At 37.9% G+C, this 20,552-nt stretch carries 20 protein-coding genes, 1 pseudogene, 1 riboswitch and 1 other annotated feature; of the genes and pseudogenes, 5 read left to right on the top strand and 16 right to left on the bottom strand.

Annotated features, from left to right (window positions below; translation table 11 throughout):
* Positions 1-39 precede the first annotated feature (39 nt).
* Positions 40-312 (top strand): hypothetical protein, encoded by a 273-nt coding sequence (locus tag C7N65_RS10890; RefSeq protein ID WP_105994500.1) that lies wholly within the window; start codon positions 40-42, stop codon positions 310-312.
* A gap of 202 nt (positions 313-514) precedes the next feature.
* The gene (locus tag C7N65_RS10885) at positions 515-811 is read left to right on the top strand and encodes a HesB/YadR/YfhF family protein (RefSeq protein ID WP_105994499.1); all 297 of its coding nucleotides are present in this window, start codon (positions 515-517) and stop codon (positions 809-811) included.
* 95 nt (positions 812-906) lie between these two features.
* Here the strand turns inward: C7N65_RS10885 and C7N65_RS10880 are convergent, their stop codons facing one another.
* Positions 907-1,914, bottom strand: a complete 1,008-nt coding sequence (locus tag C7N65_RS10880) for a LysM peptidoglycan-binding domain-containing protein (RefSeq protein ID WP_105994498.1) — start codon at positions 1,912-1,914, stop codon at positions 907-909.
* A gap of 473 nt (positions 1,915-2,387) precedes the next feature.
* Here C7N65_RS10880 and C7N65_RS12860 point away from each other — a divergent pair, with 473 nt between their 5' ends.
* Positions 2,388-4,889, top strand: coding sequence for a 5'-nucleotidase C-terminal domain-containing protein (locus C7N65_RS12860; RefSeq protein ID WP_105994497.1), 2,502 nt, complete (start codon positions 2,388-2,390; stop codon positions 4,887-4,889).
* 69 nt (positions 4,890-4,958) lie between these two features.
* Here the strand turns inward: C7N65_RS12860 and C7N65_RS10870 are convergent, their stop codons facing one another.
* From C7N65_RS10870 to C7N65_RS10840, 7 genes are all read right to left on the bottom strand, one after another.
* On the bottom strand, positions 4,959-5,744 hold the full coding sequence (locus tag C7N65_RS10870; protein ID WP_105994496.1) for an arylamine N-acetyltransferase family protein: 786 nt from the start codon (positions 5,742-5,744) through the stop codon (positions 4,959-4,961).
* Positions 5,745-5,992: 248 nt separating this feature from the next.
* Complete coding sequence (locus tag C7N65_RS10865; RefSeq protein ID WP_105994495.1) at positions 5,993-7,138, bottom strand: bifunctional cystathionine gamma-lyase/homocysteine desulfhydrase; 1,146 nt, start codon at positions 7,136-7,138, stop codon at positions 5,993-5,995.
* 106 nt (positions 7,139-7,244) lie between these two features.
* Positions 7,245-8,150, bottom strand: a complete 906-nt coding sequence (locus C7N65_RS10860; RefSeq protein WP_105994494.1) for a PLP-dependent cysteine synthase family protein — start codon at positions 8,148-8,150, stop codon at positions 7,245-7,247.
* 177 nt (positions 8,151-8,327) lie between these two features.
* Positions 8,328-9,656 (bottom strand): sodium-dependent transporter, encoded by a 1,329-nt coding sequence (locus C7N65_RS10855; RefSeq protein WP_105994493.1) that lies wholly within the window; start codon positions 9,654-9,656, stop codon positions 8,328-8,330.
* A 353-nt stretch (positions 9,657-10,009) separates the two neighbouring features.
* Entirely contained in the window at positions 10,010-10,591 is a 582-nt protein-coding gene (locus C7N65_RS10850) for a TetR/AcrR family transcriptional regulator (RefSeq protein WP_105994492.1), read from the bottom strand.
* Between the two features lie 265 nt (positions 10,592-10,856).
* A complete protein-coding gene (locus tag C7N65_RS10845) occupies positions 10,857-11,591 on the bottom strand; it encodes an alpha/beta hydrolase (protein ID WP_105994491.1) in 735 nt (244 codons plus the stop codon).
* 145 nt (positions 11,592-11,736) lie between these two features.
* Positions 11,737-12,237 carry an isoprenylcysteine carboxyl methyltransferase family protein gene (locus tag C7N65_RS10840; protein WP_105994490.1) on the bottom strand — a complete coding sequence of 167 codons (501 nt, stop codon included), beginning with the start codon at positions 12,235-12,237 and terminating at the stop codon, positions 11,737-11,739.
* Positions 12,238-12,660: 423 nt separating this feature from the next.
* Here C7N65_RS10840 and C7N65_RS10835 point away from each other — a divergent pair, with 423 nt between their 5' ends.
* A complete protein-coding gene (locus tag C7N65_RS10835; RefSeq protein WP_105994489.1) occupies positions 12,661-13,365 on the top strand; it encodes a type 1 glutamine amidotransferase domain-containing protein in 705 nt (234 codons plus the stop codon).
* A 141-nt stretch (positions 13,366-13,506) separates the two neighbouring features.
* On the opposite strand, the gene C7N65_RS10830 is transcribed toward C7N65_RS10835, so the two are convergent.
* From C7N65_RS10830 to C7N65_RS10800, 7 genes are all read right to left on the bottom strand, one after another.
* The gene (locus tag C7N65_RS10830; RefSeq protein WP_162912180.1) at positions 13,507-14,109 is read right to left on the bottom strand and encodes an alpha/beta hydrolase; all 603 of its coding nucleotides are present in this window, start codon (positions 14,107-14,109) and stop codon (positions 13,507-13,509) included.
* 37 nt (positions 14,110-14,146) lie between these two features.
* The gene (locus tag C7N65_RS10825) at positions 14,147-15,130 is read right to left on the bottom strand and encodes a ring-cleaving dioxygenase (RefSeq protein ID WP_105994487.1); all 984 of its coding nucleotides are present in this window, start codon (positions 15,128-15,130) and stop codon (positions 14,147-14,149) included.
* 197 nt (positions 15,131-15,327) lie between these two features.
* Positions 15,328-15,609 carry a hypothetical protein gene (locus tag C7N65_RS10820; RefSeq protein WP_199790688.1) on the bottom strand — a complete coding sequence of 94 codons (282 nt, stop codon included), beginning with the start codon at positions 15,607-15,609 and terminating at the stop codon, positions 15,328-15,330.
* A 102-nt stretch (positions 15,610-15,711) separates the two neighbouring features.
* Complete coding sequence (locus C7N65_RS10815; protein WP_105994486.1) at positions 15,712-16,836, bottom strand: 5-methyltetrahydropteroyltriglutamate--homocysteine S-methyltransferase; 1,125 nt, start codon at positions 16,834-16,836, stop codon at positions 15,712-15,714.
* Between the two features lie 79 nt (positions 16,837-16,915).
* Positions 16,916-17,157: a binding site (T-box leader), on the bottom strand.
* A 108-nt stretch (positions 17,158-17,265) separates the two neighbouring features.
* Complete coding sequence (locus tag C7N65_RS10810) at positions 17,266-17,448, bottom strand: hypothetical protein (RefSeq protein ID WP_105994485.1); 183 nt, start codon at positions 17,446-17,448, stop codon at positions 17,266-17,268.
* A 74-nt stretch (positions 17,449-17,522) separates the two neighbouring features.
* A riboswitch (SAM riboswitch) is annotated at positions 17,523-17,622 on the bottom strand.
* 402 nt (positions 17,623-18,024) lie between these two features.
* On the bottom strand, positions 18,025-18,486 hold the full coding sequence (locus C7N65_RS10805) for a DUF523 domain-containing protein (RefSeq protein WP_105994484.1): 462 nt from the start codon (positions 18,484-18,486) through the stop codon (positions 18,025-18,027).
* Positions 18,487-18,503: 17 nt separating this feature from the next.
* Positions 18,504-19,037 (bottom strand): DUF5067 domain-containing protein, encoded by a 534-nt coding sequence (locus C7N65_RS10800; protein WP_105994483.1) that lies wholly within the window; start codon positions 19,035-19,037, stop codon positions 18,504-18,506.
* Between the two features lie 189 nt (positions 19,038-19,226).
* On the opposite strand from C7N65_RS10800, the gene C7N65_RS10795 reads away from it, so the two are divergent.
* Positions 19,227-19,697, top strand: coding sequence for a thioesterase family protein (locus C7N65_RS10795; protein ID WP_105994482.1), 471 nt, complete (start codon positions 19,227-19,229; stop codon positions 19,695-19,697).
* Positions 19,698-19,764: 67 nt separating this feature from the next.
* On the opposite strand, the pseudogene C7N65_RS10790 reads toward C7N65_RS10795, so the two are convergent.
* Positions 19,765-20,546, bottom strand: a pseudogene (locus C7N65_RS10790) ((S)-acetoin forming diacetyl reductase).
* Between the last annotated feature and the right edge of the window lie 6 nt (positions 20,547-20,552).

Genomic DNA, 20,552 nt, shown 5'->3' with positions numbered 1-20,552 from the left:
AACCATGCTCAACACATCTTATGAAGGAGGAACATATACATGGCAAGACAATCTAATTCAAAGTTACGTCGTTTTTCTAACGTTTTAAATATTGTCGGTTACGGCATCGAAGCTTATAATGCGTATGCGCACAACTCTAAAAACCGCAACTTATCTCGTATCGGCTTAGTGATTAATGTAACAGGAGGTATCCTTGATTTCTATACAGCATTGCAATCAGGACGCTTCTTCACAAAAATCTTCTCATTCGCAAACTTGGTAACAGTCTTTGCGACATCTTATAAACGCTTTAAAGCTTTAAAATCAAATTAACACACAATAACGCAAGCTGAACTTTCTTTTTTATAAGAAGTTGCAGCTTGCGTTTTTTCTATTTTAATAATCTAAAATATAGATTGTACAAGACATTACTTTGGATTACTGCTATAATTTGATTTGAATATACATTTATAGTTGCACTGCACTTAAGCCTATCGACATAATTATTTTGCAGCAACACCTAGGAGGAAACAACATGAAAATCCAAATTACTGATAGCGCATTAAAATGGTTTAGAAACGAGTTAGATTTAGAGCCGGGAGATAAAGTGAACTTTTATGTACAAGCTTATGTACATACTGGACTGCATGAACACTTCACAACAGCGTTCAAAATCGAACCTTACGACAAAAACGCAGCGGTTTCTGTTACAGTAGATCGCATCACTTTCTATATCAATGATTCAGATGTATGGTTCTTTAAAGGTCTTGATTTATTGGTGGACTATAATCCGGAAATCGATGAAATTGTATACAAAAATACACAACTTTAATCTAAAAAGAGGTATTGACAGTCACCAGTACCTCTCTTTTATTGCGAAAAAAATCCAGAGACCCTATCCGTCTCTGGATTTTAAACATTATTCAATTAATGGATAAAGTTATAGTAACCTACTTGGCTTGCAGGAATTGTACGATAAGTCGTATAACCAGGGTTGCCAGTAAAGTTCATTTCAGATACTAATAAACTTCCGTCACCATTGACACGTTCTACGAACGCTACGTGGCCAAAAGGTCCAGCATCTGATTGCAAGATTGAACCTACAGTTGCGTAATGATCTACAGTGTAGCCGTCTGCACGCGCTGCATTATCCCAGTTATAAGCATGCCACCAATAAGTGCTGATCGGTTTGCCGATTTGAGCACGGCGATTGAATGTATGCCATGTACATTGACCCCAGTCATATAAGTTAGAGTGGTTGAATACCGGAGTATAGTAACCGCCTCTGCTCGTTGAAACTGATGGTGAAGGCGAATTAGTATTCGCTGCAGTTGTACCGACTACTTTTAATTTTTGTCCCGGATAAATAAAGAAGTTATTTAAACCGTTTAACTTCATAATGTTTTGGTAAGTTGTACCGTATTTTGATGCGATTAATGATAATGAATCACCAGGTTGTACCGTATAAACTGAACCGCCTGAAACTTGTGTTCTATTATTAGAAACCGTAGTACTGCTAGAAGCTGTACCGGATACTTTTAAAACTTGTCCTGGATGGATTAAGAATCCGTTTAATCCATTCAAGCGCATAATATTTTGGTATGTCGTACCGTATTTTGATGCGATTAATGATAATGAGTCACCAGGTTGTACTGTATAAGTAGACCCGCCTGATGAAGAACCGCTTGAAGTACTTGTACGATTTGTATTCGCAGAACCAGACACTTTTAAGACTTGGTTCGGGAAAATCAAGTTTGAACTTAAATTGTTTAATGATTTAATATTCGCAATGGACGTGTTGTGACGGTGTGCAATAGACCACAAAGAGTCGCCAGCTTGGACTCTATATGTTGAAGCAGCATCTGCAGCTCCAGCAGTAGCAATTGCAGAAACAGCGCCAGTCCCAACAACAGCAGCAATAATTTTCTTTTGCAATGGAAATGCCTCCTGACAATAGTATATTCTCTCGATCAGCGATGACTGTACATCCTGCCTGCCCTTTCGGATTGCCATTGCTGATTTTCTCTTTTCCACCTATACACTTAATTATTATACACATCATTTACGTATGACATATTATCATTAGATGACATTTAGGTTACAAAAGATTCAATTCTATTTTTCCTAAAATAATGTAAGCGCTTAACTTATTGTCACATCTATAAACAATCCTATTTAAGACACCTTTTATTTATATCATTACTTTTTCTACTACGATTCCAACAGGTTTCTTGATTACTATCAATCATTGAACCCTATTTTCGTCTTGAATTTCTGATAAACCAAAAAATAAATTTATTACGTCACAAACATTTGTAAAATTAACAAAAATTAAATACATTTTGATACGTTTCACTGGTACTATAGTGTTGTGTGCTTAACACAATCCAATAAAAAGGAGGACACAAATGCATAAGTTACTATTAAGAACTTGCTTCTTAGTCGCAACTTTATTCTTACTGTTCAACATCACAAGTTTTGCGGCAGAAACAGCAGCAACTCCGTCTGACAGTACGGATACGACAGTTCAAACAGCTCAAGAACCAAAAGCATCCGCTTCTGACAATGCACCTGTGCAGGAAGCACCTGCTGAAACGACACAAAAAACAGCAGACGTACCCGCTTCACCAACTGAAAACACTGCACAAAGCACTACGCAGACCGCACCATCTTCAGACTCAACACCAACAGCTGAACCTGAAGTTGCAAAAGCAAGTCCTGCATCTACTGACACTGCAACACAAACTACTACGCAACCCGCTGATACTGTGAAACCTGAAACAACAACAGCACCAAAATCACAAACTGTTTCACAACCATCAGCACAAACAACACAAAATGCTGAGCCTGACACTATGACAGCTTCAGCAGCACGCAGCACTGCACAAACAGATTCTAACACTGCGCAGCACGTCAAAATTCTTCATACTAATGATATGCACGGACGTATCTTAGAAGAAGACGGACGCGTCATCGGGATGTCTAAATTAAAGACCATCAAGCAGCAAGAAAATCCAGATTTAATGTTGGATTCCGGGGATGCTTTCCAAGGTTTGCCTATCTCTAACAACACAAAAGGTGCAGATATGGCAGAAGCTATGAACGATGTAGGTTACGATGCTATGGCCGTCGGCAACCATGAGTTCGATTTCGGCTTGGATCAAGCAATCAAATACAAAGATCAATTAAACTTCCCTATTCTTTCGGCGAATACATATAAAGATGGGAAGCCGCTCTTTGACCCTTACACTATCGTCAATAAAAACGGAATTAACTATGGGATTATCGGTGTCACAACACCTGAAACAGGCGTTAAAACACACCCGAATAACATCCAAGGTGTCACTTTTACAGAACCGATTCCTGCCGTACAAAATGTCATGAATCAAATTAAAGACCAAGCAGATATTTTTATCATTCTCTCTCATTTAGGGATTGACGGCTCTACCAAAACAGAATGGCGCGGAGATACATTAGCGAATACGTTAGCGCGCGATCGCCGCTTTAGCGACAAAGAAATTATCATCTTAGACGGCCATTCGCACTCAGTCATTGAAAATGGCGAAATCAATCAAAATACATTATTAGCACAAACAGGTACAGCGCTCGCAAACATCGGAAAAGTAGAATTCGATTACGCAGGTAACACTGTATCTAACTTAAAAGATTCATTAATCAACGTGAAAGACACAGCAAATGTACAGCCTGATCCAACTTTGCAGCAAAAAATGGATGAAGCAAAAGCAAAATTCGATGCACAAGTGTCTGAAGTAATCATTCCTGATAACCAAGTACAATTCCAAGGTGAACGCGATGACGTTCGCAGACACGAAACTAACTTAGGAAATGCCATTACAGACAGCATGGAAGCTTATGCTCAAGACGGTTTCTCGCACCCTGCAGATTTTGCGGTAACTAACGGCGGCGGTATCCGTGCTTCTATCGATAAAGGCAAAGACGTTACACTTGGCGATATGATTACTGTATTGCCATTCGGCAACACAATTTCTCAAATTCAAGTTTCTGGCGAAAATGTTAAGAAAATGTTCGAACACAGCCTGAGTGCACCAGCTGAAAATGGTGAATTAGGCGCAAACGGCGGTTTCTTGCATGCTTCTAAATCTATCCGCGTTTATTACGACATCAATAAAGCACCTGGTGAACGTGTACTTAAAATTGAAGTCTTAAATAAACAAACACAGCAATTCGAACCATTAGATAACGCCCGCACTTACTATGTAACAACAAATGATTTCACAGCGGCCGGCGGCGATGGTTACGATATGTTAGGCGGACCGCGTGAAGAAGGCATCTCATTAGATAAAGTCTTTGCGGACTACCTTGAAACAGCAGATTTATCACAATACGCTACAGATACAGCCAGCCGTATTATCAACGGCCAACCTCCTGTTGCGGATACTGAAACACCTGGCGTTGAAACAGATACACCAGCAGAACAAGACAACAGCCCAGCACCAGGTCAATCTTCTGAACCTGCAGCACAAGGCAATGTACCGGTTGTACCTGAAGATCAACCAGCAGTTGCTCAAACGCAAACACCCGTTGTTAACGGACAAGGTAATCCTGTCAAAGCACCATCCAATGTGATTCCTTTCCCATCAAACAAACCATCAGGTGTGCCTGCAGACCAGCCGGCTGCAGCACAAGCAGCTCAACACACGAACACTGCACATCCTGGCACAGCAGCTGACAAAGTGATGTACCAACCAGCACATAAAGCTGTACATCATAACAATGCTGTGGCGTCAACACACAAAACTGCTCAATCTGATGCAAGTCATCATTTGCCGAACACAGGCACATCACAACTTCCATTCTTACCGATTGGATTAGTACTTTTAGGTTTAGGTACTTATTGTGTAACACGAAAAGCAGATAAAGCAGCGTAAACCCAAATAAAAGCAGCGCAACTTCCTATATTTTCAGGAGGTTGTGCTGCTTTTTCTTTATGCAATATATTATGAAAATGTCGCAATGGTCATCTTTGGTATACCAAAATATGTTTCTAAGCAATCTTGGTAGTTCTCTTTCGTTGTCGTTTGTACAGACTTGTCACCGTTTGAAAGCAGTGTTAAATGATTATGTGTTAATGTATTGCGTCCGGTTTCTGTCGCTTTTGTGATCAGTAAACCTTGAACAAATATAGAATCCGGGCTGTATTGATTGTAGGCAATCCCATCTTCAAATGCCTCTAACGTTTTCGGTTCATTCAACACACGATAGCTGATTTGCCATGCTTGTTGTGCATCAGACCATTTCTCAATGTCATAATAATCTTCATTCAAGCCATGTACTCTGTAACTGCCTGTCACATCTGACAGACCTTCACTCGGGCAATCCATAGGCAAAGCAAATTTCGGCATGTCCCCAAAACCGATATCTGCGACATACGCTTTATCATCAATCGTAACTTTTAAGGACATATGTGAGCCTTCACGCGCCCAGCCGTTCGGACTCATCACGGTTGCGGACATTGCGTCGACTTCAAAGCCTTTATATTCTAAATAATGCTTAAAGAAATAATTCATTTCATAACAAAAGCCGCCGCGCTGTTCATCTACTACTTTTTGCATCATCGCTTCATCTGTCAATGCAAGCGGCCAGCCATTCTGCACGTTGATATTTTCAAACGGCACCTTCAGCATATATTGACGGATATAGTGATTCAACGCCTCTAAATCTGCAGATTTATGGTCATCCGGATCTATTCCTAAATAACGTTCTAATCTTGTGAAGTCCACCACACTATCAGCCTTCTTTCTCAGTTTTTACAACACGCAAAGTGTCGTCTTTAACAAGATACATCACTTACTATTCTAACTTAGCCTATGCACTGATGCGATGAATGCGTTTAAGCACACTTATTATTGTGCTTGAGATTGTTTCACCCATTCTAATACCGCAAATCTTCACATTATTTGTTAGATCAACCTGATGCAAATTGAAAGATGCCCTCCACACTTAGTGAAAGGCATCTTTGTTTTAATGTTGATTATTTTAATTGGTCTAAAGCTTGTTTTAAATCTTCGATTAAATCATCTGTGTCTTCAATACCTACTGATAAACGGATTAAACCATCCGCAATACCTTCTTTTTCACGTACTTCTTTAGGGATAGACGCATGTGTCATTAATGCTGGAACAGAGATTAAACTTTCTACTGCGCCTAAGCTTTCTGCTAATGTGAAGTATTTTGTGTTTCGAATGACTGCTTTCGCGGATTCGATATCCGGCACTACAAATGATACAACACCAGTGTGGCCTGTTGCTTGACGTGCTTGAATATCATGGTTCGGATGATCTTTTAAGCTTGGGTGATAGACTTTTTCTACTTTAGGATGGTTCGCAAGCATTTCAGATACAGCAACTGCACTGCGGCTGACTTGTTCCATACGCAAACCTAATGTTTTAATACCACGAATTAATAAGTAGCTGTCTTGCGGACCTAAAACGCCGCCTGTAGAGTTTTGGATAAAGCCGATACGTTCTGCTAAATCTTCATCGTTTGTCGCAACTAAACCGCCGATGACATCACTATGACCGCCGATATATTTAGAAGCAGAGTGTAAAACAATATCTGCACCTAAAGTAAGCGGATTTTGGAAATAAGGTGACATGAATGTATTGTCTACTACTGAGATTAAGTTGTGTTTTTTCGCGATATCCGCTGATGCTTTAATATCTGTAACACGTAATAATGGGTTTGATGGTGTTTCAATGATTAACATTTTTGTTTCTGGTTTGATAGACGCTTCAATATTTTTTGCATCTGTTGTATCAACGAAATCTGCATCGATACCTAAACGGTTGAATACTTTTGTTAAGACACGGAAAGTACCGCCGTATACATCAGAGTTGACCACAATATGATCGCCTTTGTCTAATAACATCACTACTGCAGAAATTGCGGCTACACCTGAACCGAACGCATACCCGAAACGTCCATGTTCTAAATCAGCAATTGTACTTTCTAAAGCAGTACGTGTAGGGTTGCCGCTTCGTGAATACTCATAACCTTCACGCAAGTCTCCGATATCATCTTGTAAATAAGTACTTGTTTGATAAATCGGTGTTGTTACTGCACCAGTATAGTCATCAGTCGTATGTCCGCCATGGACCATTTGTGTTTTTTTATTCATGATATTAGCTCCTTTTTTAATCGTTTCTGACAACAGTAAAAGACACCTTAAGATAACGTGCTTGATTAACATTATCAGTGCCTCTCACTTGTTGTTTGAACTTCATTTACTTATTGTGTTTTCCCGAATAATTAAAGATGGATTTAGACATGTAGCGATCGCTGCCATCAGGGAAGACGGTCACAATCGTACCTTTGTCTAGGCGTTTTTTGATTTCTAATGCCCCTTGCAGTGCTGCTCCCGATGAGCTTCCTACAAGAAGACCTTCTTGCAATGCCAGCTGTTTTACATTATGAAAAGCATCTTCATCCGCAATTGTTAAGATTGTTTCCACTAATCCTTTATCCAAGAAGATCGGCCATTTTTCAGAACCGATACCTTCTGTGTCATGCAATTGCTTTTTACCGCCATTGAGCACTGACCCGACAGGCTCAACAATGACATTTTTCACATTATGTTCAGCCAGCACTTCTGCAGTACCTGTAAAAGTACCGCCAGAGCCGACGCCGGCCACAAAATAATCAATCTGCGGCACTTCTTTCAAGATTTCTTGCGCAAGTGTATCGCGATATGCGCCTGGATTATCCTCAGATTCAAATTGATTCATATAATATGCACCATGTTCTGCCGCATATGCTTTTGCTTCATTTTGCGCACCAATCATACCGCCGTTTTGCGGTGTTCGAATCACTTCAGCTCCCAATGCTTCCATAATCGAAATTTTCTCCGCCGCAAATCCTTGTGGTGCGTAAATCACACATCGCAAACCATAATGATTCGCCGCAATCGCTAATCCAATACCTGTGTTTCCAGCCGAAGCTTCAACAATCGTATCTCCGCGTTGAATTTGTCCTCGTTCTAATGCTTGTTCCACCAAATACTTTCCTAAACGGTCTTTGACACTGCCGCCAGGATTAAATTGTTCCAGTTTCGCATAGATAGTGACGTTCTCATCACTGAACGATTCCAATTTAACGAGAGGCGTATTGCCGATTAAATCATATGCAATCATTGGTTTCCTCCCCGAGATGCGTGTGACGAAAGGCTTAACGTCTTTCTTAATTACGCAACCCAATTATTCCTATCATACTAGTCTGAATTATAACGCAATACAGTAAAGAATGCAATTGAATACTAAGATTAAAAAATTCCCGCTGTCAGACAGCGGGAATGGTATAAAATCTTAAATTTAGAAAAATTGAATTACGAATACAAGCAATATCACGACAGGTAAGACAAATTTCACTAAATAATACCATGGCGCAAAGAACTTGAAGCGATCATAACCAAAAACAGATTTCAAATCCTCTTTCGTTAATAACTGACCGACAAATAAAGTTGTGGCTAATGCGCCTAAAGGCATTAAAATATTTGAAACTAAGAAATCCATATTATCGAAAATCGTACCTGCTAAGAAATGTACACCGCTCAAACTGCTGAAAGACAATGTTGCCGGAATACTGATAATAAATACAAGTATACTGCCGATCAATGCAACTCTGCCGCGTTTGCGATTATCATTCTTCGTAAAGTTCGATACATTCAATTCTAATAATGAAATTGAAGATGTCAGTGCCGCAAATAAGAATAAAATTAAGAAGATCAGATAGAATCCTGGACCAAAGCTCATCTTTTCAAAGACATGCGGCAATACTTTGAATAGCAGACCCGGACCTTCTTCTGGTTTATAACCGAATGCATTAATCGCAGGGAAAATTGCAAGACCTGCCAATAATGAAACAATAATATTCATAATAACAATTGATAGTGCTGATGTTTTAATCGTCATCTCTTTCGGTGCATAACTGGCATATGTAATCATTCCGGTTGTACCTAAAGATAACGCAAAGAATGATTGTCCCAGCGCAAACAATACACCTTCCATGGACAGCTCTTCCATACGCGGTTCTAAAATGAAACGCACACCTTCCGCTGCACCTTCAAGTGTCAGTGATTTGACTACAATTAAAATCAAGAAGACAAATAACAGCGGCATCATTACTTTAGAAGCTTTCTCTAATCCATGTTCTACCCCTAACATGACAATCAGCATTGTAATTAAAATAAATGCTCCTTGTCCGATAATCGTATAGACTGGATTGCTGATGACTTGATCAAAGTGAATACTGCCTAAACCGCCTTTGCCGAAGCCTAAAATCTGCATAGCTACTTGTGCAATATAGATAACAATCCAACCGCCGACTACGCTGTAAAATCCGAATAAAACAAATACCGCAATATTACCGCTCCAGCCTATCGCATTCGTCCATTTTTTATTGGAGAGCTTGCCGAAGATTGCAGTTGTGTACGTTCTGCCGAGTTTCCCGATTGTAAATTCCATAATCAGCAGCGGCAGACCGATAAAAATTGTAAATATCAAAAACATAATTAAAAACGCACCGCCGCCGTACACACCAGCCATATATGGAAATTTCCACATAGCCCCTAGTCCGATTGCCGAGCCTGCGCTTGCTAAAATAAACCCTGTTGACGTTTTCCATTGAGATTGTTTCGACACGTTCTTCATCCTTTTCTATCTGTTTAGAGTTGCGTTTAACTCATTTACGTTAAAGCGTTAAAGCGTTCATGTGATTAAGTATACTATAACACAATAATAGCAATCCCTCAACCTTAATTTGAAGTGTCAAAACTTGATTTAACCTTGTCATCATATACGTTTCAATGATTTTCAAAAGTTCATTTTTTAATTTCAAGTACAGCACAAAAAAGACTGCTTAGATCTCAAGTTTGAGAAAATATTAATGCTAAGCAGTCATACAAATATATTTATTTTTTAATTTTAGCAGAGATATCAGGCACAAAACAAAAAGAGATTACCCTCTTTTAGGATAACCCCTTGCAGCCCATATTTTATTCATCTATTTGTGATTCATTTAATTCTAATAGTGAATCCAGCATTGAACTTACTTCACCTTCTAATGTTTCGCGGCGGTAACTCAACTCATCGAAGTAGTTGATGAATGTTGTTCTGACGAAGCCGCTTTCGATTACACCGAACATCAATTCTTCAAACGCTGAAAACGAAATGGATACATCGTTCTTTTCATAGAACACTTTAAATAAGGCAATCACTCGCTTATGCAATGCTGCGACATTGACATATAACTGTTCTTTGAATTCATCAGGCGCTTGTGTAAATTGCAAGTACATACGCAAGTAACTAATGTTTGGTTTGAAAACCACGTCTAAAATAAATTGCTTCAAATTCTCTAATGACGTCTGAGAAGCATCTTCTTGCAAATCAAGCATTCTATTAAAATGATTAAATATACGCACAGTACATTCTTCATAGATATTTGCTTTACTTGGGAAGTAGTAGTAAAGACTCGCTTTTTTTATTGAAACGCTTTTCGCGATTTCATCAAGAGTGCAACCATAGTAACCCTTTTTCGCAAACAGCTCAATCGCATTTTTGATAATCTCATTCTTCATTGCGAAATCCCTCCAATCATTTCTCTCTTTCTCATTCTGCGGAAATTTCTTCTTGATGGCAGGCATTTGTATAAAAAGCATTTTGTAGTAACAATTTTCCTCTTACAAGAGGTGACTACCTTGGGGTGTCAACGGGGAACTTATTAGTAAAAATACTCTTGGAGCCATCATAACATATCCAAGCACTCTGATACATTAATAGTCGATTATACTTATATGATTTTACGCTACTTTTCTTAATATGTAAAACGCTTACACGTAAATGTTACGATTTATACAAAAAATTAATAATATTATCAAATATTTCTTCTAATTGTGAACTTCTTGTGATCAAATGACCGGCATGTGCATAACTATGCAGTTGTGCTGACACAGCTTGTGTCAGATTCTGAATAATCTTTTTTGCACTTTCATGATAGGATTGATCATCAGCACCGCCGTACGCAACGAATGTCGGTGATGTCACTTTATTCAATTCATTCATAGTCTGGTTCACAAATGCCTCAAAATGCGCTGCACCTTCACGATAAGCAGGAACATAAGCCATTTGTTCTGCTTGTTCTTCCTCTGTACATCCGATGTAATATTGCAGACGTGTACCATAATGGTTCAATCTGCTTAAGACACCCGATTGAGATTTACGGTAAGGGACAGACATCGCAATCGTACGTGCAACGTCAAACTGCTGTGCTAACTTCAATGCAAAAATACCGCCTAATGATACGCCTGCTACATTGATATTGGTATAACCTTTCGCATGAAGAAAACCATATGCTGCTTCTGCATCTTCCCACCAATCTCTGATATCGTATTGAACAAATTCAGATACAGGCAAGCCATGTCCTCTATAACAAGGTGCGTAACAAGTATAACCTCTTGCATGCAATGCCTCAGCAAGTGCTTTCACATCTTGTATGGTACCTGTAAAAGAGTGCAATAATAGAACCGCTTCAGATCCGCCTTCTAAAAAGAGTGCTTTTGGTGCTTTAACTTTTAACATTCAACTCACTCCATCTCAGTTGTAATCCTATTATAGAATGATTATACGGACTATTTCCACAAAAGGTTAAGCGTAATTTAATATTTAATTTTATTAATTAAAAAAACTAGAAAACATTGGTGTATTTTCTAGTCTTTGATGCAACTTATTTAAGATGTGACATTGCGCGCTCTTCTTGTTTGATACGCACAAAGAGTATATACGCATAAGGCAACAGTAAAATTGCTGCAGGATAAGCGTGTGTTAATAAGATGACCCCTGTCAACTCAGGTATAATATTTAAAAAATAGTTTGGATGCTTGATGTACTTAAATATACCCGTTTTTATTACTTTATGCTCTTTGAGAATATATATTTTCAAAGTCCAAATCGGTCCTAGTGTATGAATTACCCAAAATAATACAATATAACTCCCGATTAATAACAAAGTTCCCGCTTGAGCGATCCTATCAAAGGGAGGGTGATAAATAACTGCATAACTAAAACTCAATAAATAGATTAAAATATGTACCCATGCAAGATACTTAGAATTTCTTGCACCATGTTCTACTGCACCCTGTGCAATTAAAAGCCGCTCGTGTTTCATTGAAATAGATAAAGAATACAACCTTACTAAAAAGAAAAAACCTAATATTGCGACACTCATTGACAACCTCCATACCTCACTATCAATAATCATAAACAAAGCCTGGACTTCGAATGCTGATCAAAATCCAGGCTTCCACTACTTATTTCTTAAAAATTTTTCTGCAACTTTTTTACTTAAGCTTTCATAGACAACATCTGAACAATTCATTAAACAAAAAAGAAAAATAGAAAAATAGAAAAGAGAAAAAAGAAAAAACACAATTTAAAACACCAAAGAAATAACAAAATATTACAAAATATGTGCCATGCTTAATTTCAGACTACTTAAGCACAAGTTAATTTTAATGTCTCTCGCCCTCTATTCCAATTAACGCATCATTAACAAATTCTTAACTTTAGTTAATGCTTACAGTGCATTATTATGTTCGAAAAAGACTAAATTGCTGTATAATCCTTTTAAACCTTAACAGGAGGAAATTACATGCCTAAAAAAGTTCTAATCGTCAATACAAGTGTCGACCATTTCGAAAATTTTGATGTTGCTACTGGTTTGTGGCTAGGCGAACTCGTTCATTTTTATGACGTCATGCACCGTAATCATATCCAAATGGATATCGTCAATACTAAAGGAGGCGCAACACCTATTGATCCAGTCAGTACCTCCAAACTTATGCTGGATAAATTAACCAAGCAATACCAAAACAATCAAGCATTTATGCAATTGTTAGAAACATCACCCTCTATTAAGACAATCAATCCTAAAGATTATGATGCTGTGTATTTCACAGGAGGCCATGGTGTCATGTATGATTTCCCAGGAAATCCTGATATTCAACGTGTGATTTCAAAAATCAGAGAACAAGGCGGTATTGTCTCAGCAGTTTGTCACGGAATCTGTGCTTTCTTAGATTTCAAAGATACAAATGGCGTTTATTATGTATCTGGCAAAAAACTCACAGGCTTTTCTAATTTCGAAGAAAAGTTGGCCCACCGTAAAAAGTTAGTACCATTTATGTTAGAAGATCAATTATTCGCACAAGGTGCTGATTATACTAAAGCTGCATTGCCGTTTCGTCCATATACCGTCACAGATTATCATTTAGTCACTGGTCAGAATCCTCAATCTCCTAAACGTGTCGCAAAAAAAGTACTAGCATTATTAAACGCAAAAGACAAAATAAAATAGTTACACAGAGAAAAAGACCTGGTCGCAACCACTTTGGTTGTGCCAGGTCTCTTGTTATTTTGGGGGTTTTGATTGAATTTGTTTTGGAGGTCCTTCAATCACGTGTCTTTAATGCTATCTATTTTAGAGTGAACATGTTTTTTAGTTATTGCCGTTAACGACTTTATCTGCGTCGTTTAATGATTGTTCTGTAATGCCGTGTGATTGTGTCCAGTGTGTTGTCACATTTGCGCCTGAACGTTTGAATAAATCAATTAAGCGCTCGCTTTCAGATACAGGTACGATAGGATCATGTGTACCCATTGAAAGGTAAATGTCCATGTGACTTAAGTCTTTAACGTCATCAATTTGTGTCGGGTAAAGTCCTGCGAATAATAATGCTTTATCGAATTTAGTGTTGTCGCGCAATAACAAGTTAATCGCAATGTTTGTACCGTTTGAGAATCCGACTAAAATTGCTTTTTCTAAATCAAAGTCATATTCTTCAGCAGCTTCTTTTAAGAAGTCGTATAACTCTGTACCGCGTTCCTCTAAATCTTCCCAGTCATATTGACCTTCGCCGTGGCGTTTGAAGAAACGTGTCATACCGTTTTCATCTACGTTGCCTTTCACACCCAGCATATTATAGTTTTGATTCAAGCGTAATGCGAGCGGGAATAAATCTGATTCATCGCCGCCAGTACCGTGCAAGAGAATAAATGTCGGTTGATCTTCACCGTTACCTTTTTTGAAAATGTGTTTCATACTTAATGCCATCGTATCTGCCTCCTAAAGTTATTAATTATTGATTTTTACGGCCAGGTTGGTTGTGGCGTGTCGTATCAATATGACGCACTTCTGCTTCGATTGCTTCTCTTTTTGGTTCTAAGAATGGAGGTAATGATAGGATTTCTCCTAATGTTTCATATTCTTCATCACCCATGAATCCTGGACCGTCTGTCGCAATTTCAATTAAAATACCAGGATAGAATTTAGAATAAAGTGATTTGAAGTAGTAGCGTTCAACAAATCCAGAGTTGCCGATTTGATATTCATTCAAACGGTCAATCCATTCATCTAATCCTTCTTTGTCTGCGACACGGAATGCTGTATGGTGAATTGTACCGTAACCTTGCATTCCTGGGTTGCCGCCGAGTTTGCGTACAATCACTTGTCCGCCGTTGCCGCCTTTGCCTGTTTCGAATAAGTGGTAGTCGCCTTCTTGTGCAACTTCTTTATAACCGTATACTTCTTCGAATACAGCTTTGAATGGTTCAAAACGGCTGACGTTTAATTCAATTGGACCTAAGCCGACAATCGCATATTCTTCTGGTACAGGTGCGTTTTTCCATGCTACGCCTGGTTCTACACTGTCCGGTGCATCTTTTTCGTCAGAGATCAATGTGTAGAGTTGTCCATCGAAGTCTTCGAATTCAATGATTTTTTTACCGAATCTTTCGCTTGGCGCATCGTGTTTTACATCTAATTCGTCAAAACGTTTGTTCCAGAAATCAATTGCCGCATCTGATGGGACACGAAGTGTGATACGTGCAATTTCATCAGTACCGTGTGTACCTTTTGGAATTCCAGGGAAATCAAAGAATGTCACGTCAGTTCCGGCATTCCCTTCATCATCCGCAAAGAATAAATGGTACGTGTGGATATCATCTTGGTTTACAGTTTTTTTCACTAATCTAAGGCCTAAAACATCAGTAAAGAAGTCATAAATTTTAACAGCGTCACTTGTAATGGCAGTAACATGGTGCATTCCTTTTAAGTTTTTCATTTAACTTCAGCTCCTCTTCTTTGAATAAGTTCCCCTTTTACTATTTATATTTGTATCATAGTAAAGCGGTTCTTCTTCCGATATACTTATTATACTTCATATAATAATACTACTTTTAAAATAATGCAAGTGTTTATGCTCACAACTCTCATTACCGTAAAAAAACGACTCCAAACTTCTTTGTCTGGAGTCATTTTCTATACATTCACTGCGGATTTCTGCACAAATTGCAATTCGTAGATTGCTTCTTCATTAAATTGATTAAAGCTGTCGATTTTTCCGAATAATTCCAAGTGCTGATATGTTCGGCTTAAATTATGCTTAAAGTCGATGTTCACTTTTAAGCTTGCTTCATAGCCGTTTTGTTTAAGCGTTTCCTCTAATTCATGGAAAACACCTTCATTAATCGGCACAAGGTAGAATTCTTTACTCGGCAAAATACTGACATACTTTCTTTGCAAGACTTCTTCTTTTCCCATATGCCTAATAGTAACTACAATTCCTTTTGCGGCACCGCCGCCTAAGTTATATAGTTTTAAAAAGCGGTTGCTGTCTTCTCCTGTTGTTCAGCTACGAAAAAATCAGCCTTTTACCTTTTCGGGCCAAACTTCTTCTGCGATACTTTTAACTAAACGAATCTTTGCCCATTGCTGCGCTTCTGTTAAATTGTTGCCTTCTTCAGTAGACGCAAAACCGCATTGTGTACTTAATGCCAAACGTTCTAATGGAATATATTGTGCTGCTTCTTTTATACGGTTTAACACTTCATCTCTCTCTTCTAATTCACCGTCTTTTGAAGTGATTAATCCTAAGACCACTTGCTTGTCTCCTGAAACGTATTGCAGCGGTTCAAAGCCGCCTGAACGGTCACTATCATATTCAAGCAAGTATGCATCCACATTTTCTTGATCAAATAATGGGGTTGCGACTGTATCGTATGTCCCTGACGCAAACCAAGTCGAACGATAGTTGCCTCGGCAGATATGTGTTTGTACTCTTAAACCTTCAGGTAAAAGTGCAATTGCTCGGTTATTAACGTCTGCGAAAAGCTGTTTTAAGCGTTCTTTTTCTTTCGGATCGCCATTCTTACCGTTGATTTCTGTTTGGTCGCCTACTAAACGGCCCCAAGTTGTATCATCAAATTGAATCGTCTTTAATCCAGCGTCGTGCAGATCTTCGATAACCGTTTGGTACGCTTTCGCAATCGCATTGATCAACGCATGATCATCTTCATAAAATGCACGTGTTTGGTCTAAATTTTCTTTTCTTGTCAGCTCTGAGAATAAACGTGCTGGTGCAGGCACTGTCTGACGTGCTTCAATACCTTCTGGTGTATGTGCTAATAAGAATTTAAAATGTTCCACAAATGGATGGTTTTCACCTGAAATCGGTCCGGATAAACGTGCCGTCTCAATACGAGAAGGGCCTTCAGAGAATGCATAACCGCCTTCGTCTTTAACTTGCTCTACACCATTCAGACCCCAGAAGAAATCCAAATGCCACCAGCTTCTTCTGAACTCTCCATCTGTAATAGATTTCAAACCATTCTCTACTTGTTTCTCAATCAATGTTTTAATTTCTCTATTTTCCACTTCTGTTAATTCATTTTGATTAATGTCACCTTTTTCAAATGCGGCACGTGCCTCTTTTAATGCCTCTGGTCTTAAGAAACTTCCTACAATATCATAACGTAATAATTCAGTCATTCTGACTTCCCCCTTGTATCTGTTTAAAATAAGTCCTCAAATAATAAAAAGCCCCCATAAAGCCTAATTTAATAAGCTTTACAGGGGCGTAGAATCTGATTCTGCGCGGTACCACCCGGTTTCAAGAAGCACAAATAACATACTTCTCCTCTAAAGTACTATCATACTTGCGCAATGGTAACGTATGCGACCACGTGTTAACCTCACAATTCAGCTAACAGATTCAGAGTCCATTTTCGATATTGTCGAATTGCTTTTTCACACCAACCAAAAGCTCTCTGATAATTCTTCAATATTTACTTTACTCATCATAATCAATTAATATTATTTGAATTAATCCTAGTCTATAATTAAAAGAATATTCTGTCAACTATGAAATTCACATTTAATACAAACACGCATCAATTGCGAATAAATTACTCTCATTCCTTATTCTTCTTCAAGCCACTCTTTAATGACTTCCAATGGAACCATCTGTCTGATTGTTGCCTCAATATCATGAATCTGCGCTTTTCTTCCCATACTGCTGGCCATATTCATCGGCTTATAAGCTTCCCATTGCTCAAGTTCTGCCATTTTCCCTCTGATTTGTTCTTTAGTAGATGTTGTCATTTTATTTACCACCTTTTCTGATTTTGGATAAATAAAATAGCCCTCCTTGCAAGAAGAAGCGCTTCACGTACGTCTTCTTATCTTTCAAGTTTCCTTGTTGGATTTAGCACTTCACCTGACGGTTGTTGCTGGAGCTTCACAGGGCCAAGTCCCTCCACTCACTCTTAATAAGAACTATTTTATTCACTACTCATCATACCTTATTCAAATGTTTTTTCAACTTTTTCGATAAATATATTTAGTGTAATTAGAAAATTTTAAGATATATTGAACCTTAACACTCATTATGAAAAGGGGATAACACATAAGAAAATAACTAATGAAATGAATAAATGGAATCAACTTTATAATAAGGGTTAACTTGTACAGTTATAATTTTTTAAAACTACTTACCCTTTAAACACTATAATAATTCAGTCATTCTGACTTCCTCTTGTATCTCTTCAAATAAGTAATCAAATAATAAAAGCCCCTATAAAGCCTAATTCAATAAGCTTTACAAGGGGCATAGAATCTGATCCTGCGTGATACACTTGGTTTCAACATACGTCGCCGTAATAGTAAACAGTATGAATTTTAAACTTCAAATTTTCCTTTCCAATTAAATTCATTGGCAAGCGTTATACCTTGTTGTTTAAATAATGATGCACTTACACCCTTGCCTTGTTTAAGTTGACCTGAAAATGAACCATCATATATTTCACTCAAACCGCAAGACGGACTTTTTGATTTCAATATGACACCTGTACAGCCCTGTTCATTCAAAATTTCTAAGGCAAATTGTGCGCCTGATTTAAATGCCTCAGTCACATCTTCCCCTGTTTTCGTTATCACTTTTGCAGTACCTTGCCATACATCACGTCCATCACCGCCTACAATTTCTGCGGCTTCTCTCGGTGTCAAAAGTCCTCCTAACACCTCAGGACAAATACTAATTGCCTTGCCCTGTTCAACCAATGACTTTAACTCAGTATTAAGTTTGTTCGAACCATCATACCTTACATTATCTCCTATTAAACAAGCACTGATTGCGATCATAGAAAAACTTCCTTTAATTATTTTTGAATATTTACTTTTATTTGTCCTAGAGATTCGTTAGTACTTAGATTTCTTGCTTTAATTAACACTGGACTTTTATCATCCTCTAATTCATAGGGTTCGATTGTCTGTACTGTTGCCCCTTTTTTTATGATATCTGCATTTCTTTGAAGGATATCCTGATAATTTTTGTCCATTACTATGCCGTTATTTAATCTCTTTTGAACATCTTTGGTATCTTGATAAACTTCAAAATCTGCTGACCATTCTGTTAAAGGTCGTACTTCTCTATTAGTAGTATTAGTAACTGAATAATGAATTATAAATAAAGGTTTCTTTTGAAACTCTTCACTACCCATCGGTTTAAATTCTGTTTTCAATACTTTTACTTTGACTCCATTTATTTCTATTTCGTTATTGCTTAATTTATTTATTTTCTTTTTTGTATTTTGACTTGCATTAAGACTTATATTCTTTTCCTCTTCCTTTTTTTCTCCACAAGCTGCGAGTAAAATGACAAAAGCACTAATCAATATTGCTAGTTTTTTCATAGCTGACCTCCAAATTGATATTTCTCATAATTTAATAACAATTATACCTTATTTCCATTTATCTGTATTAATAAAATCCAATCATTCTGCACATATTAAATTCTATACTTACACCAATGCTCCTTTACTATTCATTTTTATTTTCTATGATACACTTCACTTATATGTAATAAAGGGGGAGCTTTATTTATGGGCTATATTTATACTTACAATGACAAAGTGCATCCATCTTGGATTGATCATAATCAACACTTGCATGATGCACAATATTTCTCGATTTTCAGTGATGCAGTGGTAGGTTTCTTTGCGAAGATGGGCTTTTCAATTGATTATCGTCAAAAACACGATACTACTATTTTCAATTTAGAAGCACATGTAACGTTTTTAAAGGAAATGCTTTTAGATGAACCGTTTTCAGTCGAAGTTTATGTCTATGATTATGATGAAAAGCGTGTTCATTTCTTTTTAAAAATGTTCAATGAAGATCATACACCGACTGCGACATATGAAGTAATCATGATGGCAGTAAACAATAAACTGCGCCGCAGTTCAGTGTTCCCTGATTTTGTGTTTAACAATATCCAATCTTATTACGAGGAACAAGGGGAGTTTGAAACACCAAAACAACTCGGCCATGCGATTGGTATTCCAAGAAAATAATAAAACGACAGCCCTGACACATTTAAGCGTCAGGGCCGTTTCATCTGTATAAAGAATACATAACCTATTAATTAAATACCATACCGCCATCAATGATTAAAGCTTGACCTGTCATATAATCACTGTCTGGACCTGCTAGATAAGAAACACATGCCGCAACATCAGATGGTTCTGATAAACGTTTTAACGCAATGTGTTGTACAAATTGTTCCATACCCCATTCGTATGGTTTGCCTGCTTCATCGGCAGTTTTTTGTGCGATATCTTCCATCATTGGTGTTTTAACGATACCTGGGCAATAAGCATTTACTGTAATGCCTTTTTCAGCTAAGTCGCGTGCAGCTGTTTGTGTTACACCGCGTACTGCGAATTTAGTAGAACTGTATAAAGCTAAACCTGGATTGCCGACTTGGCCGGCTTGTGAAGATGCATTAATAATTTTACCGCCATGGCCTAAAGCTTCAAATGCTTCTGTCGCAGCTTGAATACCCCAGAATACACCGCCGACGTTAACATCATAAACTTTTCGATATAAGTCATATTCTATTGTATGAATAGGTGTTTGCGGTCCTAAACCTGCGTTATTTACAATCACATTAAAGTCACCGAAGTGATTTTTAACCGTATTCACCGCATTGAATACTTGGTCACGATCAGAAACATCGACTTTAACTGCAGTGCTTCATAGCCTGCATCTCTTAAACTTTGTGCTACTTGTTCAGCAGTTGTTTCATTATAATCTGCCACTCCGATTTTAAAGCCATCTTCAGCTAATCAGCGACAAATTGCTTCACCAATCCCTTGTCCCCCACCAGTTACTAATGCGACTTGCCCTTTTACTTTTGTCATGCTGTA

It is taken from the genome of Staphylococcus simulans (genome assembly GCF_002994445.1).
GTDB lineage: Bacteria > Bacillota > Bacilli > Staphylococcales > Staphylococcaceae > Staphylococcus > Staphylococcus simulans_B.
Note: the sequence above shows the minus strand (reverse complement) of the source record. Positions and strands in the feature narration are given on the sequence as shown.